Annotated in this window: 10 protein-coding genes; 3 read left to right on the top strand and 7 right to left on the bottom strand. The window is 70.8% G+C overall.

Annotated features, from left to right (window positions below):
* Positions 1-175 precede the first annotated feature (175 nt).
* The 3 genes from AC5P09_RS49630 to rpsA all read right to left on the bottom strand — a co-directional run bounded on the left by AC5P09_RS49630 (position 176) and on the right by rpsA (position 4,560).
* Entirely contained in the window at positions 176-1,114 is a 939-nt protein-coding gene (locus AC5P09_RS49630; protein ID WP_493880255.1) for a PAC2 family protein, read from the bottom strand.
* 140 nt (positions 1,115-1,254) lie between these two features.
* Complete coding sequence (locus tag AC5P09_RS49625) at positions 1,255-2,781, bottom strand: flavin monoamine oxidase family protein (protein ID WP_493880257.1); 1,527 nt, start codon at positions 2,779-2,781, stop codon at positions 1,255-1,257.
* A gap of 270 nt (positions 2,782-3,051) precedes the next feature.
* Positions 3,052-4,560 (bottom strand): 30S ribosomal protein S1, encoded by a 1,509-nt coding sequence (gene rpsA / locus AC5P09_RS49620; protein ID WP_266441267.1) that lies wholly within the window; start codon positions 4,558-4,560, stop codon positions 3,052-3,054.
* 325 nt (positions 4,561-4,885) lie between these two features.
* Between rpsA and AC5P09_RS49615 the strand changes: the two genes are divergently transcribed.
* Together AC5P09_RS49615 and hrpB are read left to right on the top strand one after the other, a co-directional pair.
* On the top strand, positions 4,886-5,749 hold the full coding sequence (locus AC5P09_RS49615; RefSeq protein WP_493880256.1) for a class I SAM-dependent methyltransferase: 864 nt from the start codon (positions 4,886-4,888) through the stop codon (positions 5,747-5,749).
* Positions 5,750-5,843: 94 nt separating this feature from the next.
* Entirely contained in the window at positions 5,844-8,366 is a 2,523-nt protein-coding gene (gene hrpB / locus AC5P09_RS49610; protein ID WP_493880254.1) for an ATP-dependent helicase HrpB, read from the top strand.
* On the opposite strand, the gene pgfA is transcribed toward hrpB, so the two are convergent.
* The 3 genes from pgfA to AC5P09_RS49595 all read right to left on the bottom strand — a co-directional run bounded on the left by pgfA (position 8,356) and on the right by AC5P09_RS49595 (position 11,384).
* Positions 8,356-9,348 (bottom strand): cell envelope lipid trafficking protein PgfA, encoded by a 993-nt coding sequence (gene pgfA, locus AC5P09_RS49605; RefSeq protein WP_493880253.1) that lies wholly within the window; start codon positions 9,346-9,348, stop codon positions 8,356-8,358. The genes hrpB and pgfA overlap by 11 nt on opposite strands.
* A gap of 21 nt (positions 9,349-9,369) precedes the next feature.
* Complete coding sequence (locus AC5P09_RS49600) at positions 9,370-9,504, bottom strand: SPW_0924 family protein (RefSeq protein ID WP_307674054.1); 135 nt, start codon at positions 9,502-9,504, stop codon at positions 9,370-9,372.
* A 152-nt stretch (positions 9,505-9,656) separates the two neighbouring features.
* On the bottom strand, positions 9,657-11,384 hold the full coding sequence (locus AC5P09_RS49595) for a lytic transglycosylase domain-containing protein (RefSeq protein WP_493880252.1): 1,728 nt from the start codon (positions 11,382-11,384) through the stop codon (positions 9,657-9,659).
* A gap of 242 nt (positions 11,385-11,626) precedes the next feature.
* On the opposite strand from AC5P09_RS49595, the gene AC5P09_RS49590 reads away from it, so the two are divergent.
* Positions 11,627-12,529 carry a DUF4184 family protein gene (locus AC5P09_RS49590; protein ID WP_493880251.1) on the top strand — a complete coding sequence of 301 codons (903 nt, stop codon included), beginning with the start codon at positions 11,627-11,629 and terminating at the stop codon, positions 12,527-12,529.
* On the opposite strand, the gene AC5P09_RS49585 is transcribed toward AC5P09_RS49590, so the two are convergent.
* Positions 12,453-13,061 carry a hypothetical protein gene (locus AC5P09_RS49585; RefSeq protein WP_493880250.1) on the bottom strand — a complete coding sequence of 203 codons (609 nt, stop codon included), beginning with the start codon at positions 13,059-13,061 and terminating at the stop codon, positions 12,453-12,455. The genes AC5P09_RS49590 and AC5P09_RS49585 overlap by 77 nt on opposite strands.
* Positions 13,062-13,390 lie beyond the last annotated feature (329 nt).

Below are 13,390 nucleotides of genomic sequence, written 5' to 3'. Positions count from 1 at the left end.
GCGCCGTGGGTGCTGTGCGGGACTTTCGAAACACCCCCTAGGGCCTGTCCGGCGGATCATGCCGCAGACGCGGGGCAGCAGTGACATCCGCCTTGCAGCTCGACGCACCATGCCCCGCTCACCTGCGTCGATGAGGCACCGCCGATGTCCTGCGACCTGATCCGCCGGACAGGCCCTAGCCCTCGCCCTCCCGCTCGGCCAGGAACCGCTCGAACTCCAGGCCGATCTCGTCCGCCGACGGGATCTCGACCGGCTCGGCGAGCATGTTGCCTCGGGTCTCGGCGCCCGCGGCGGCGTCGAACTGGTGCTCAAGGCCCTGCACGAGGGCGACGAGGTCCTCGTCGCCCTCCTGGATCTGGCGGTCGATCTCGGTCTGCGTACGGTGCGCGTCCGTGCGCAGCGCGTGGGCGATGCCCGGCAGGACCAGCCCGGTGGCCGCCGTGATGGCCTCCAGGACGGTCAGCGCCGCGTCCGGATACGGGGAGCGGGCGATGTAGTGCGGGACGTGCGCCGCGACGCCCAGGACGTCGTGTCCGGCCTCCATGAGGCGGTACTCGACCAGCGCCTCCGCGCTGCCGGGCACCTGGGCCTCCTCGAACGGGCTGCGGTGGCCCGGGACGAGGTCGTTGCGATTGCCGTGCGGGGTGAGGCCCACCGGGCGGGTGTGCGGGACGCCCATGGGGATGCCGTGGAAGTTCACCGACAGGCGGACCCCGAGGCGCTCCACGATCTGCTGGACGGCCGCGGCGAAGCGCTCCCACTCCACGTCCGGCTCGGGGCCGGACAGCAGCAGGAAGGGCGCTCCGGTGGCGTCCTGGACGAGGCGCACCTCGATGGTGGGCTCCTCGTACTCGACCCAGCGGTCGCGCTTGAACGTCAGCAACGGGCGGCGCGCACGGTAGTCCACCAACCGGTCGTGGTCGAAGCGGGCGACGACCTGGTGGGGCAGCGAGTCGAGGATCCGGTCGGCGATCTGGTCGCCGGTCTCGCCCGCGTCGATGTATCCGTCGAAGTGGTAGAGCATGACAAGGCCGGCCGACTCCTGGGCGAGCGCCATGTCCACCACGGCGAGGCCCTTCGGCTCCCATGCGTACAAACCCTGCGGATCAAGCACTGTGACCGCTCCTCCTCGTGTTCGTACTGCACAACGCGGTGCAGGGCGTGGGCATTCCCGCCCACGCTCCTGATCAGGCACCTCTTACAGCCTTTTCATGCACCGTCCTTTTCGTGCCCTGCTGCGCGGTGTCACCGGCTTTACGACGACAGCACGCGCGCGTGGAGGGCCGTCACCGCCTTCTGTGCGGAGCTGAACGCCCCGTGCTGCCAGGCGTCGGTGTAGCTGAGCCAGTCGCCGGCGAAGTAGACGCGTCCCGTGGGCTCGTTGAGCGGCTTGTAGCGGATGTCGTCGGGGCCGCCGGGCGTGTCGTGCCAGGCGGCTTCGAGGTGGGGTGTCTGGCGCCAGTGGTGGGAGAAGGAGGAGGCGAGTTGGGTGCGGTACTTCTCGCCGTAGATCTTCACGCCGGCGGCCACCGCCCGTTCCTCGCGCCCCTTGGGGCTGAGCTTGGCGTACGTGTCGGCGGCGTCGTCGTAGTTGTAGTAGCCGATGAGGAGGCCGCGTTCGTCGTGGAAGCCGTGCGACGGATGCCAGATGTGGGTGACGTCCTGGTCGGTCTCGGTGATGCCGCCGTAGATGCGGTGGTCCAGCTCCCACCAGCGGGACGTGTATTCGAGGCCGATCTTGGCCGCGGACGACGGGGTGATGGCCTCCAGGGCGGACTGCACTCCGGAGCCGAGGTTGTGCGGCACCCTGGCGAGGATGTTGGGCGGCAGGGCGGCGACGCAGTAGTCGGCCTGAACGACCTTCGTACGACCGCCCTGGGTGTAGGCGACGGAGACACCGCTTCCGGTGTCGGTGACCTTCGAGACCACCGCCCCTGTACGTACCCGGTGGGCGCCGACCGCACGCGTGAGCGCCTTGGGTATCTGGTCCATGCCGCCGACGGGCTGGAACATCAGCATGGCCTGGTCGAAGCCGAACTCGAAGGGGAAGTAGCGTCCGACACCGCTGGCGAAGACCTCGGAGGCGCTGGGGACGTCCCCGAGGAGTACTCCCGGGGTGCCTGCGGCGGCCGGGACGGTCGTGTACCCGCGCCGCTCCCCGCCCTCGTAGGTCAGCTTGTCGCCGAGTTCGCCCCAGTCCTCCAGGAAGTCGACGAGGCGCTCCTTGTCATCGGCCGTCAGCTCCCCGTCCAGGGCGCCCTTGTTCGTGGCCTTGGCGAGCAACTCCGAGACATAGCCGTAGACATCGGCCTTGGCGGTGCGGTATCGCTCGGGCCTCGTCATCCCGGCCGATTCGTTGTAGAGGTACGCGTCCGCGTTGACGTTGGTGAACACCTCGATGGGGACGCCGAGTTCACGGCAGTAGTCGAGGGTGACCATCCACTGCGGGATGCGGGCGGGGCCCGCGTTCATGAACTGGCCGTCGCTGAAGCGGGCGGTCTGCCGGTTGCCGTAGAGGTCGGTCGTGGTGTCGCCGCCGCGCACGGTGAAGTTGCGGCCGCCGGTGCGGTCCCTGGCTTCGAGGACCGTGCAGTCGTAGCCGGCCTTGCCGAGTTCGTACGCGGTGGTCAGCCCGGCGATGCCGCCGCCGATGACGACCACCTTGGCGGCGGCGCGCCCGGTGAGGGTGAAGTCGCTCGCGTTCAGGGCGCGGAAGGGCTGTTCGCGCCGGGCGGCCTGTGCGGTGGGAGCGAGGCCGAGGGCTCCCATGGTGGCGAACATGGCGCCGGCCCCACCCGTGAGACCGACGTTCCGCAGGAACGAACGCCGACTGGTGCCGGGCCCGCTGTGAGTCTGTGCCATGCGTTCGGCTCCCTTTCCGATCATGAGTGACCGGGGAAGCCTCCCAATGGCCGGTTACGGCCCATCAGTTATTCGTGTATCCCGCACGTTTCTGCAAGGGCGACGGCGCCGGACACGCCGAGGGCCCGTACCCCACCGGGATACGGGCCCTCAGTTCACGAGCTACTGCTCAAGAGCTACTGCTCAAGATCAGCTCTGGCCGCCGGCCAGCTTCTCACGCAGGGCGGCAAGCGCCTCGTCCGAGGCCAGCGCGCCGGAGTTGTCCGGGCCCTCGGAGGAGTACGAACCGCCACCGCCACCGCCACCACCGGACGGAGCCGGAGCGGCGGTCTCGCCACCCTCGGCCTCGGCGGCAGCGTCGGCCTCGCGGGACTTGATGACCTGAGCCTGGTGCTGCTCGAAGCGCTGCTGCGCCTCGGCGTACTGGTGCTCCCAAGCCTCGCGCTGGGTCTCGTAGCCCTCGAGCCAGTCGTTGGTCTCGGGGTCGAAGCCCTCGGGGTAGATGTAGTTGCCCTGGTCGTCGTACGACGCGGCCATGCCGTACAGCGTCGGGTCGAACTCGACCGAGGCCGGGTCGGCACCGAAGGACTCGTTGGCCTGCTTCAGCGAGAGGCTGATGCGACGACGCTCGAGGTCGATGTCGATGACCTTGACGAAGATCTCGTCGTTGACCTGGACGACCTGCTCCGGGATCTCCACGTGGCGCTCGGCCAGCTCGGAGATGTGGACCAGACCCTCGATGCCCTCGTCCACGCGGACGAACGCACCGAACGGAACCAGCTTCGTGACCTTGCCGGGCACGACCTGGCCGATCTGGTGCGTGCGGGCGAACTGCTGCCACGGGTCTTCCTGGGTCGCCTTCAGCGACAGGGAGACGCGCTCGCGGTCCATGTCGACGTCGAGGACCTCGACGGTGACTTCCTGGCCGACCTCGACAACCTCGGAGGGGTGGTCGATGTGCTTCCAGGAGAGCTCCGAGACGTGCACCAGACCGTCGACGCCACCCAGGTCCACGAAGGCACCGAAGTTGACGATCGAGGAGACGACGCCGGAACGGACCTGACCCTTCTGCAGGGTGGTGAGGAACGTCTGGCGGACCTCGGACTGGGTCTGCTCCAGCCAGGCACGGCGGGACAGGACCACGTTGTTGCGGTTCTTGTCCAGCTCGATGATCTTGGCTTCGAGCTCCTTGCCCACGTAGGGCTGGAGGTCGCGGACACGGCGCATCTCGACGAGGGAAGCCGGCAGGAAGCCACGGAGGCCGATGTCGAGGATGAGACCACCCTTGACGACCTCGATGACGGTACCGGTGACGATGCCGTCCTCTTCCTTGATCTTCTCGATGGTGCCCCAGGCGCGCTCGTACTGGGCGCGCTTCTTCGAGAGGATCAGGCGGCCTTCCTTGTCCTCCTTCTGGAGAACAAGGGCTTCGATCTCGTCACCGACGGCGACGACCTCGTTGGGGTCGACGTCGTGCTTGATCGAGAGCTCGCGGCTCGGGATGACACCTTCGGTCTTGTAACCGATGTCGAGCAGGACCTCGTCCCGGTCGACCTTCACGATGACGCCGTCGACGATGTCGCCGTCGTTGAAGTACTTGATCGTCTCGTCGATCGCGGCGAGGAAAGCTTCCTCGTTACCGATGTCGTTGACCGCTACCTGCGGAGTGGTAGAGGTGGTCTCGGTGCTGCTCGTCATGTGGGAAAGGGCTCCGGTACGGACAGTGAGTCGTAGGTACTGCTTACGCCGGGAGCCCGTTTCGCTCTGAAGAAGCCGGACAGCCAAGGAAGCGCCCCACCAAAAACTGGTGATGGCGCCTCGACAACCGAGGGGACATACAACAGATGCGAGCGCAGCCTGCTACGTCTGAGGAGCGCAGGCCCGCAGCGCAACTTGTAGCATACGGGGGCAGCCGGACAGGGTCAATGCGCGAAGCCGCACACCCGGGGCGGATCGCCGCATACCCGGCACAAAACCTGTCTCACGAGGCCACGCGGGCCCGATGAGGTCCCCTGCGTGACGCCTGTCGCGACAGGTCGGACGGAAGTGGCCGCAGACTAATACGAGGGAGCCGATCATCCAAGAGCCCGAAACGTCCGAGCCGGAAGCCACCCGGCGCACGGCCGGTGTCACCGAGAGTTCCCGGGCCAACCGGGGCTGGTGGGACCGCAACGCGGACGAGTACCAGATCGAGCACGGCACGTTCCTGGGCGACGACCGCTTCGTGTGGTGCCCCGAGGGCCTGGACGAGGTGGAGGCCGAGCTGCTCGGCCCGCCGGAGGAGCTGAAGGGCAAGGACGTCCTGGAGATCGGCGCCGGCGCGGCCCAGTGCGCGCGCTGGCTGGCCGCGCAGGGCGCCCGCCCGGTCGCCCTGGACCTCTCCCACCGCCAGCTCCAGCACGCGCTGCGCATCGGCGCGCCTTTCCCTCTGGTGTGCGCCGACGCCGGCGCGCTCCCCTTCGCGGACGGCTCCTTCGACGTGGCCTGCTCTGCGTACGGCGCGCTGCCCTTCGTCGCCGACCCGGTGCTGGTCCTGAAGGAGGTACGCCGGGTGCTGCGCCCGGGCGGCCGCTTCGTGTTCTCGGTGACGCACCCGATCCGCTGGGCGTTCCCTGACGAGCCGGGCCCCGAGGGGCTGTCCGTCGCCGCCTCGTACTTCGACCGCACGCCCTACGTCGAGCAGGGCGACGACGGCCGCGCGGTGTACGTCGAGCACCACCGGACGATCGGCAACCGGGTGCGCGACGTGGTGGCCGGGGGCTTCCGCCTGGTGGACCTGGTCGAGCCGGAGTGGCCGGCCTGGAACACCACCGAGTGGGGCGGCTGGTCCCCGCTGCGCGGGAACCTGATCCCGGGTACGGCGATCTTCGTGTGCGAACGGGACTGAACAACTGCGAACGGGTCCGAGAATGCGAACGGGTCCGAGAAGTAAGAACGCACGCGCGCGGGGGGCCTTCCCGCGGGCGTACGACACTGGGGGCGTGATCCGTTACGACGCTCTGGGCGCCCTTCCCGTACGCGCTGCCCTGCCCGGTCTGAACGACGCCCTGGAGGGCCACGGCACCGCCGTGCTCGTCGCGCCGCCCGGCACTGGCAAGACGACCCTGGTGCCGCTGGCCCTGGCCGGTCTGCTGGGCGAGGGGGCCGCGCGGCGGGTGGTCGTGGCCGAGCCGCGGCGGATCGCGGCGCGGGCGGCGGCCCGGCGGATGGCGTGGCTGCTCGGCGAGAAGGTCGGCGAGAGCGTCGGCTACACGGTGCGCGGCGAGCGGGTCGTCGGGCGCCACGCGCGCGTGGAGGTCGTCACGACCGGTGTGCTGTTGCAGCGGTTGCAGCGCGACCAGGAGCTGTCCGGGGTCGACGTGGTGGTGCTCGACGAGTGCCACGAGCGGCATCTGGACGCCGACACGGTGGCGGCGTTCCTGTGGGACGTACGCGAGACGCTGCGGCCGGAGCTGCGGCTGGTGGCCGCGTCCGCGACGACCGACGCCGAGGGGTGGGCGCGGCTGCTGGGCGGGGCGCCGGTCGTCGAGGCGACGGGGGTCTCGTATCCGGTGGAGGTGGTGTGGGCGCCGCCGGTGCGTCCTGTACGGCCGCCGCACGGCATGCGGGTCGATCCCGCGCTGCTGGCGCACGTGGCGTCGGTGGTGCGGCGGGCGCTGGCCGAGCGGGCGGGGGACGTGCTGTGTTTCCTGCCGGGCGTGGGCGAGATCGCGCGGGTCGCCGGGCAGCTGGGTGATCTCGGTGGTGTGGACGTGCTCCAGGTGCACGGCCGGGCGCCCGCGGCCGTGCAGGACGCGGTGCTGGCTCCTGCGGGGCGGCGCCGGGTGGTGCTGGCGACCTCGGTGGCCGAGTCCTCGCTGACGGTTCCCGGGGTGCGGGTGGTCGTCGACTCCGGGCTGGCCCGGGAGCCGCGGGTCGACCACGCGCGCGGGCTGAGCGCGCTGGCGACGGTACGGGCCTCGCTGGCGGCGGGGCGGCAGCGGGCGGGGCGGGCCGGGCGTGAGGCGCCAGGTGCGGTGTACCGGTGCTGGAAGGAGGCCGAGGACGCGCGTCTGCCGCGTTTCCCGGCCCCCGAGATCAAAGTGGCCGACCTGACGGCGTTCGCCCTGCAGACGGCGTGCTGGGGCGATCCTGGGGCTACTGGGCTGGCGTTGCTGGATCCGCCGCCGAGTGGGGCGATGGCGGCCGCGCGGTCGGTACTGGCGGCCGTCGGGGCGGTCGACTCCGCCGGGCGGGCCACGGAGCGGGGTGTGCGTCTGACGCGGCTGGGGCTGCATCCCCGGCTGGGGAGGGCGCTGCTGGACTCCGCCGCGGTGGTGGGCGGGGAGCGGGCCGCCGAGGTGGTCGCGTTGCTGAGCGAGGAGCCGCCTCGGGAGTACGGGGACGACCTGGCGGCTGCCTTGCGGGCCGCGCGGCGTGGAAGTGACGCTTATGGGGCGCTGTGGCGTGCGGAGGTTCGGCGGCTGCGAGGCGTCGCCACCGAGATCTCCCGGCCGCCCGCAGGTGTCGAGGGTCGGCCGGCACCCGCCGGTGAGGACGGTCTCGTCGGGCTCGTCGCCGCTCTCGCCTTCCCCGAGCGGGTCGCCAAGGCCGACGGCGGTTCCTACCTCATGGTCTCCGGAACCCGCGCCGAGATCGGTGAGGGCAGCGGCCTGCGGGGCGCTCCCTGGATCGCCGTCGCCGTCGCCGACCGTCCCCTCGGGAAGGGGCACGCGCGCGTGCGGCTCGGGGCGGCTGTGGACGAGGGCGTTGCCCGGCTGGCGGCAGGCACGCTGGCCCAGACCCGGGACGAGGTCCACTGGGCCGACGGGGACGTCGTCGCGCGGCGGGTCGAGCGGCTGGGGGCCGTCGAGTTGGCGGTGCGCCCGCTCAAGAACGCCGACGCCCAACTCGTACGGGAAGCGCTCCTCGAAGGGCTGCGGCAAGACGGGCTCGGGTTGCTGCGGTGGTCGGCCGAGGCCCTCGTGCTGCGGCAGCGGCTCGCCTTTCTGCGTCTGCATCTCGGGGAGCCGTGGCCCGACGTCTCGGACGACGCTCTGCACGCGCGCGTGGACGAGTGGTTGGAGCCCGAGCTGGGGCGGGCGCGGCGGCGTGCCGACCTCGGGCGGATCGATGCCGGACAGGGGCTCACCCGGCTGCTTCCGTGGGCCTCGGGGGACGCCGGGCGGCTCGACGAGCTGGCGCCCGAGCGGATCGCCGTACCCAGCGGGTCCAGGATCAAGGTCGACTACGGCAATCCCGAACAGCCGGTTCTCGCCGTGAAGTTGCAGGAGATGTTCGGGCTGCAGGAGTCGCCCGCCGTGGCCGGGGTTCCCCTCCTCGTCCACCTCCTCTCCCCCGCCGGGCGGCCCGCCGCCGTCACCGCCGACCTCGCCTCCTTCTGGAAGGACGGCTACAAGGGCGTGCGGGCGGAGCTGCGCGGTCGGTATCCGAAGCATCCGTGGCCCGAGGATCCGGCCGGTGCGGAGCCGACGCGGTACACCAACGCGCGGCTCAGGCGGTGACCGGTTCCGGTTCCGTGGCGTCCGTCGGAGCGGGGTCGGCCGGGCGGCGGGCGCGGGCCTCCAGATACAAGGACAGGGACAGGAGCAGGACGCCCAGGACCAGGAAGCCCCAGGGCAGGTACGAGGTCATCAGCAGGACCAGCGTGCGGTTGGACTTGACCAGGTCGACGGTGTGCTCGATGTAGTCCTCGCGCATCTTCACGTGGCCGGCGAACGCCGTCACCTTCTCGCGGCCGCCGAGCAGGGTGCCGCCGCGCAGTTCCTCCTTGTGGATCTCCTCGCCGTAGACGGGGGCGCCGGTCAGCGGTTCGACCCAGAACTTGCGGACCGTGGTGTACCAGCGGGTGGTGCCGGTCTCGGCGACCGACTCGGGGGTGATGCCCGCGACGGGCATGGCCTTGGGGAAGGGCACCTTGGTCCAGGGGATGGTCTGCTCGAAGTAGTAGACCTCGACGCCTCGGAAGTCCTGGGTGCCCTTGTAGTGGATCGGGGCCGTGATGCGGGCCTGCGCGTCGAAGTACTCGTAGTCCCGTTTCTCCGTCAGGAACGGCCACTTGAACTCGATGCCCTCGCGCCTGACCGGGTCGCCGTCGACCATCTCGCCGGTGGCGTGGACGGGTTCCTGGGTGTGGGCGTCGAAGATGTAGCGCTCGGGGATCCTGGAGACCATCTTGCCGTCGGGGCCCTGGACGTAGGACAGGCCGTCCCAGACGACGACGTCCTTTCCGGCCGTCTTCTCGATCTTCTCGGAGGCCTCCACGTTACCCTTGAGGGTCTGCACGATGGTGACCTTGGGGACCTTCTTCGCCTGCATCGTGCCGTAGTCGAGGAGGGTGGCGTCCTTCGCCTCCAGGACCATGTCCTGGTACTGGTTCGCCGGGATCTTGGCCAGGCGCGGGAAGGCGTACCAGCGCACCAGCGGGGACAGCGCCGCGAAGAGCACGGCGAGGGCGAGCAGGACGAGACTGGACTTTCGGCGCATCTCGGTCTCCCTCGCGAGTCGTTACGGGTGTGCGGGCACCGTCGTCAACAGCGGCTTCGGGGACGTGTCGCCCGACGGTGCGCCCACGGCGGTGATGGTCAGGACCAGGGCGAGCGCGACGGCGAGACCGGTCGCGGCGGCGATCAGGGCACGCATGCCTGCCTCCGGGCGAGCTGGAACTGATACATCGTCAGGTCCGGCACCGTAGCAACGGGCGGGTGAGATGAGAACACGTTGCACACACAACGGCGGCGCCCCCCTTTCGGGAGGGCGCCGCCGTGACCAAGTACCGCTGTGACGAAGTACCGCTATGCGGAAGGACTGGCCGACGGGCTCGGGGACGAGGTCTCCGCCGCCGCCACGGTCAGCGTGACGTTCAGCGCCGCGCCGCCCGCGGTGGTGATGCGGAGCATGAACGTGCCGGTGGTGTCGTCCGCGTACAGCTTCGGCAGCTTCAGTACGCCGTTCGCGTCCGTCTCCAGGCCGGTCAGGGTGCGTACCGTCTTGCCGTCCGCGTCCTTGAAGTAGGGGCCCTTGTCGTTCTCGCTCGGGTCGAGCGCCGACTTGATCAGCGTGGCGGTGGCGGCCACCTTGTCGGCGACCTTGCCGTCGTACGTCGCCTTCACCTCGACCTGGTCGGCGAACTCGCCGCCCGGCACGCAGGTCAGCGCGGTGTCGCTGGTGCGGGTGAGGGTGTCGGCGGCGCGTTCGGCGACGGTGGCCGTGTAGTCGAGGCCGCTGATGGAACGGCCCACGACGGTCGCGCGGACGGTGAAGGTTCCCGTCTTCTCGCCCGCCTGCAGCGCGGGCGCGACAGCCACGCCGGTGCTGTTGGTGACGATCGTGGCGACGCTCTCGCCTCCGGTGAAGGTGGTGTCGGTGGCACCGACGATCGTGAACCGGATGCGGACCTTGGCGACGGCCGCGCCGGCCTTGGTCTCGGCCCGGGTGCTCACCCTCTCCGTGAACGCGTCGCCCGCCTGCGCGGTGAGCTTCGCGGTGCCCGCGTCCTCCAGGTGGTCCACCGTGTCGGTGGGAGTGGCGGGCGCGGACGGAGGCGTGGTGCTCGGCGGGCTCGTCGTGGGCGGCTTCGGGCTCGGAGTGCCGGTTTCGGGCTTCTCCGGCTTGGGGCTGGGCTTGACCGAGGCCGGCGGCGTTGGCGACGGCGACGGCGTGACGGTCGCACTGTCGTTGTCGTCGCTGCGGTCGCCGGGCAGGCTGCCGGTGCCGTCCGGGATCTCGTGGGTGCCCTTGCGGTAGTACTCCAGCCACGACAGGACCGTGTTCAGGTAGTCCTGCGAGTGGTTGTAGCTGAGGATCGCGCTGTTGAGATCGGCCTGGGTGGACAGGTCCCAGCCGAAGCGGCACAGGTAGTGGCCCGCCGCGAGCGCGGCGTCGTAGATGTTGTTGGGGTTCTTCTTGCCGTCACCGTTGCCGTCGCGGCCCGCCCACGCCCAGGTGGAGGGGATGAACTGCATGGGGCCGACGGCCTGGTCGTACGTGCTGTTGCCGTCGTACGCGCCGTTGTCGGTGTCCTTGATGAGCGCGAAGCCGTTGCCGTCGAGCTGCGGACCGAGGATCGCGGAGGTCGTGTCGCCGTTCGCGTCGACCTGGCCGCCGCGGGCCTGGCCCGACTCGACCTTGCCGATGGCGGCGAGGAGTTCCCAGGGCAGATTGCAGCCGGGCTTGGCCGACCGCAGCTCGGACGCGGCCTTCTTGTAGGCGTCGAGGACGGTCGCGGGGATGCCGGCCTCGGTCGCGGTGTCGCCCCGGGAGGCGGGCGTGCCGATGGTCGGCGAGGGGCTCGGGCTGTTCAGGGGCGGCAGGTCCGTGTAGTACGGCGAGTTGCCGGTCGCGCCACCGGTGTCGGCGGCCGCGTCGGGCGAGGTCTCGGCGCCGGTGGTGGCCGGTCTGCCGCCCTGGTCGTCGGCCGTCGCGCCCGGTCCCTGCGAGGCGGACAGGGCCGCGACCGCGAGCGCGGCCACGGCGGTGGTTGCCGCACCCTTGCGCAGCCTCCTACCGAATTGCGCCGCCATAAAGTGAACCCCTCCCGTGGACGCCCGAGCGCCCGTCTCTGTCTGTCGTGTCCGTCTGTCCTGCGTGTCCGTCTGTCCTGCTCGACCTGGTGTGACTGTCGACCCGCCGTGAGGGTTGCGCCCCCCCGTGGCAAGGTTCATGTCCGGTCCGGCCGTGTCCCCAGCAGGGTGACCCAGGTGACCCTACGACAACTTCCTTTCCTCGGGCACCCGTTCGTGCCCGATTTTCACCGGTTGGCCATGTGGGATCGTGGCGTGATCGGTCGGTTCGAATCCACGTCCAAGGAGCCTCGTTGCCGTTCACTCTGAGCCATGCGGCAGCCGTACTTCCCGCCGTTCGCACCGACGGAACCGGCCGGGGCCCACTCGTGCCGACCGTGCTCGTGGCGGGTTCCTTCGCGCCCGACATGACCTACTACACGACGAGTGTCCTGTCCGGGGCGATGGAGTTCGGCGAGTTCACGCACTCCTTCCCTGGCGTTTTCACATTCGACGTACTGGTCGCCTGGTCGCTGGTCGGGCTGTGGCTGCTGGTACGCGAGCCGCTGGTGGCGCTGCTGCCGCCGGCCCGGCAGGGGCGAGTGGCGACGCTGTCGCGCTGCGGGGCGCCACGCGCGCGCGTACGGCCCGCTTCGGTGGCCTGGTGGTACGTGTCCGCCGCACTCGGTGCGCTGACCCACGTCGTGTGGGACGCGTTCACGCACCTCGACCGGTGGGGGATGCGGGTGTTCCCCGTCCTCGGCGAGAAGGTGGCGGGTTCCCCTTTGTACTGGTACCTGCAGTACGGCGGTTCCGCCGTGGCCGCGGTCGTGATCGCCGTGTTCGTCGCGTACGCGCTACGGCGGACGCCCGCGGCCGAGCCGGTGGGGGTTCCGGCACTGTCGGTACGGGACCGGTGGTGGGCCGGCGTCGTGATCGGCGGCTGCGCGCTCGTCGGGGCGGTGGAGCGGACGACGCAGTGGTGGGAGTACCGGGGGTCCACCGCGAAGCCCTGGGAGCTGATTCCGACGCTGTGCTTCGGAGCGGGCGCGGGGCTCGTCCTGGGGGTCGTGCTGTACGCCGCCGGGGTCAGGGTGTGGCGTCCGGCCCCGGTGTCCGACGGTTCGGGCGTCGGCGAGACGGAGCGTCGATCGGCCACTCGTTGACAGCGGTGAACACCGTGAACGTGGGCATCGGACGCGACCGGGGCAGCAGTGTGAGGCCCAGCGCCAGATAGCCGCGGCCCAGATCCACCCACAGCCGCCAGACGGATGCCTCGCGCTTCTGCCGCCGTACGGCGTCCCGCTCGCGGCGATCGAGCCGGCGCCGGGTGCTTGCGGCGGCGTGGCGTAGGGCTGCGTGACGCAGCGCTGCGTGGTGGAGGGCTGCTTGGCGGAGGGCTGCTTGGCGGAGGGCTGCTTGGCGGAGGGCTGCTTGGCGGAGGGCTGCCGCGAGGCCGGTGGGGATGCGGGCGGTGCCGGCGGTGGTCGCGCGGCGCAGGGTTGCGGCCAGGTCGGTGGGGACGGCGGCGGTCGCGCGGCGCAGGACCGTGGCCGGGTCGGTGGGGATGCGGGCGGTACTTGCGGTGGCGGAGTAGGCCGGGACCGGCGGGGGCGGTGCAGGCGGGGCCGTCTTGGCGTGCGCCTTTGCCTGCGCCTTTGCCTGCGCCCGTGCGTGGGCCGTCCGGCGGTGGAGCATGCGTATACCAATGCCCGCATCCTTACGGGCGGGGGCGCCGGGGGGCGTCTTCGCGGGGGCCACGTGAGTGACGGGTCCCTCCGGGGGTGGGGCGGGGGCTGTGCGGGTGGGGTGAGCTGAGGATGGGGCGTGCGGCGGGGGACGTGCAGGTGGGTGGCGGGCCTGTGGCAAGGGTCGTCGCCCCTCGATGCAGCGCGGAGGGCACGCTCTCGCAGCGTCTGCCGGGAGCGGGCCCTCCGCACGACCGCCGGAGGCTAGGGGGTGTTTCGAAAGTCCCGCACAGCACCCACGGCGCCCGGCACGCACTCTCGCCGCACCGGCCGAAACCC

This window comes from Streptomyces sp. a15 (assembly GCF_059026085.1).
The sequence above is the reverse complement of the archived record's forward strand: the minus strand, read 5'-3'. Positions and strand labels throughout refer to the sequence as shown.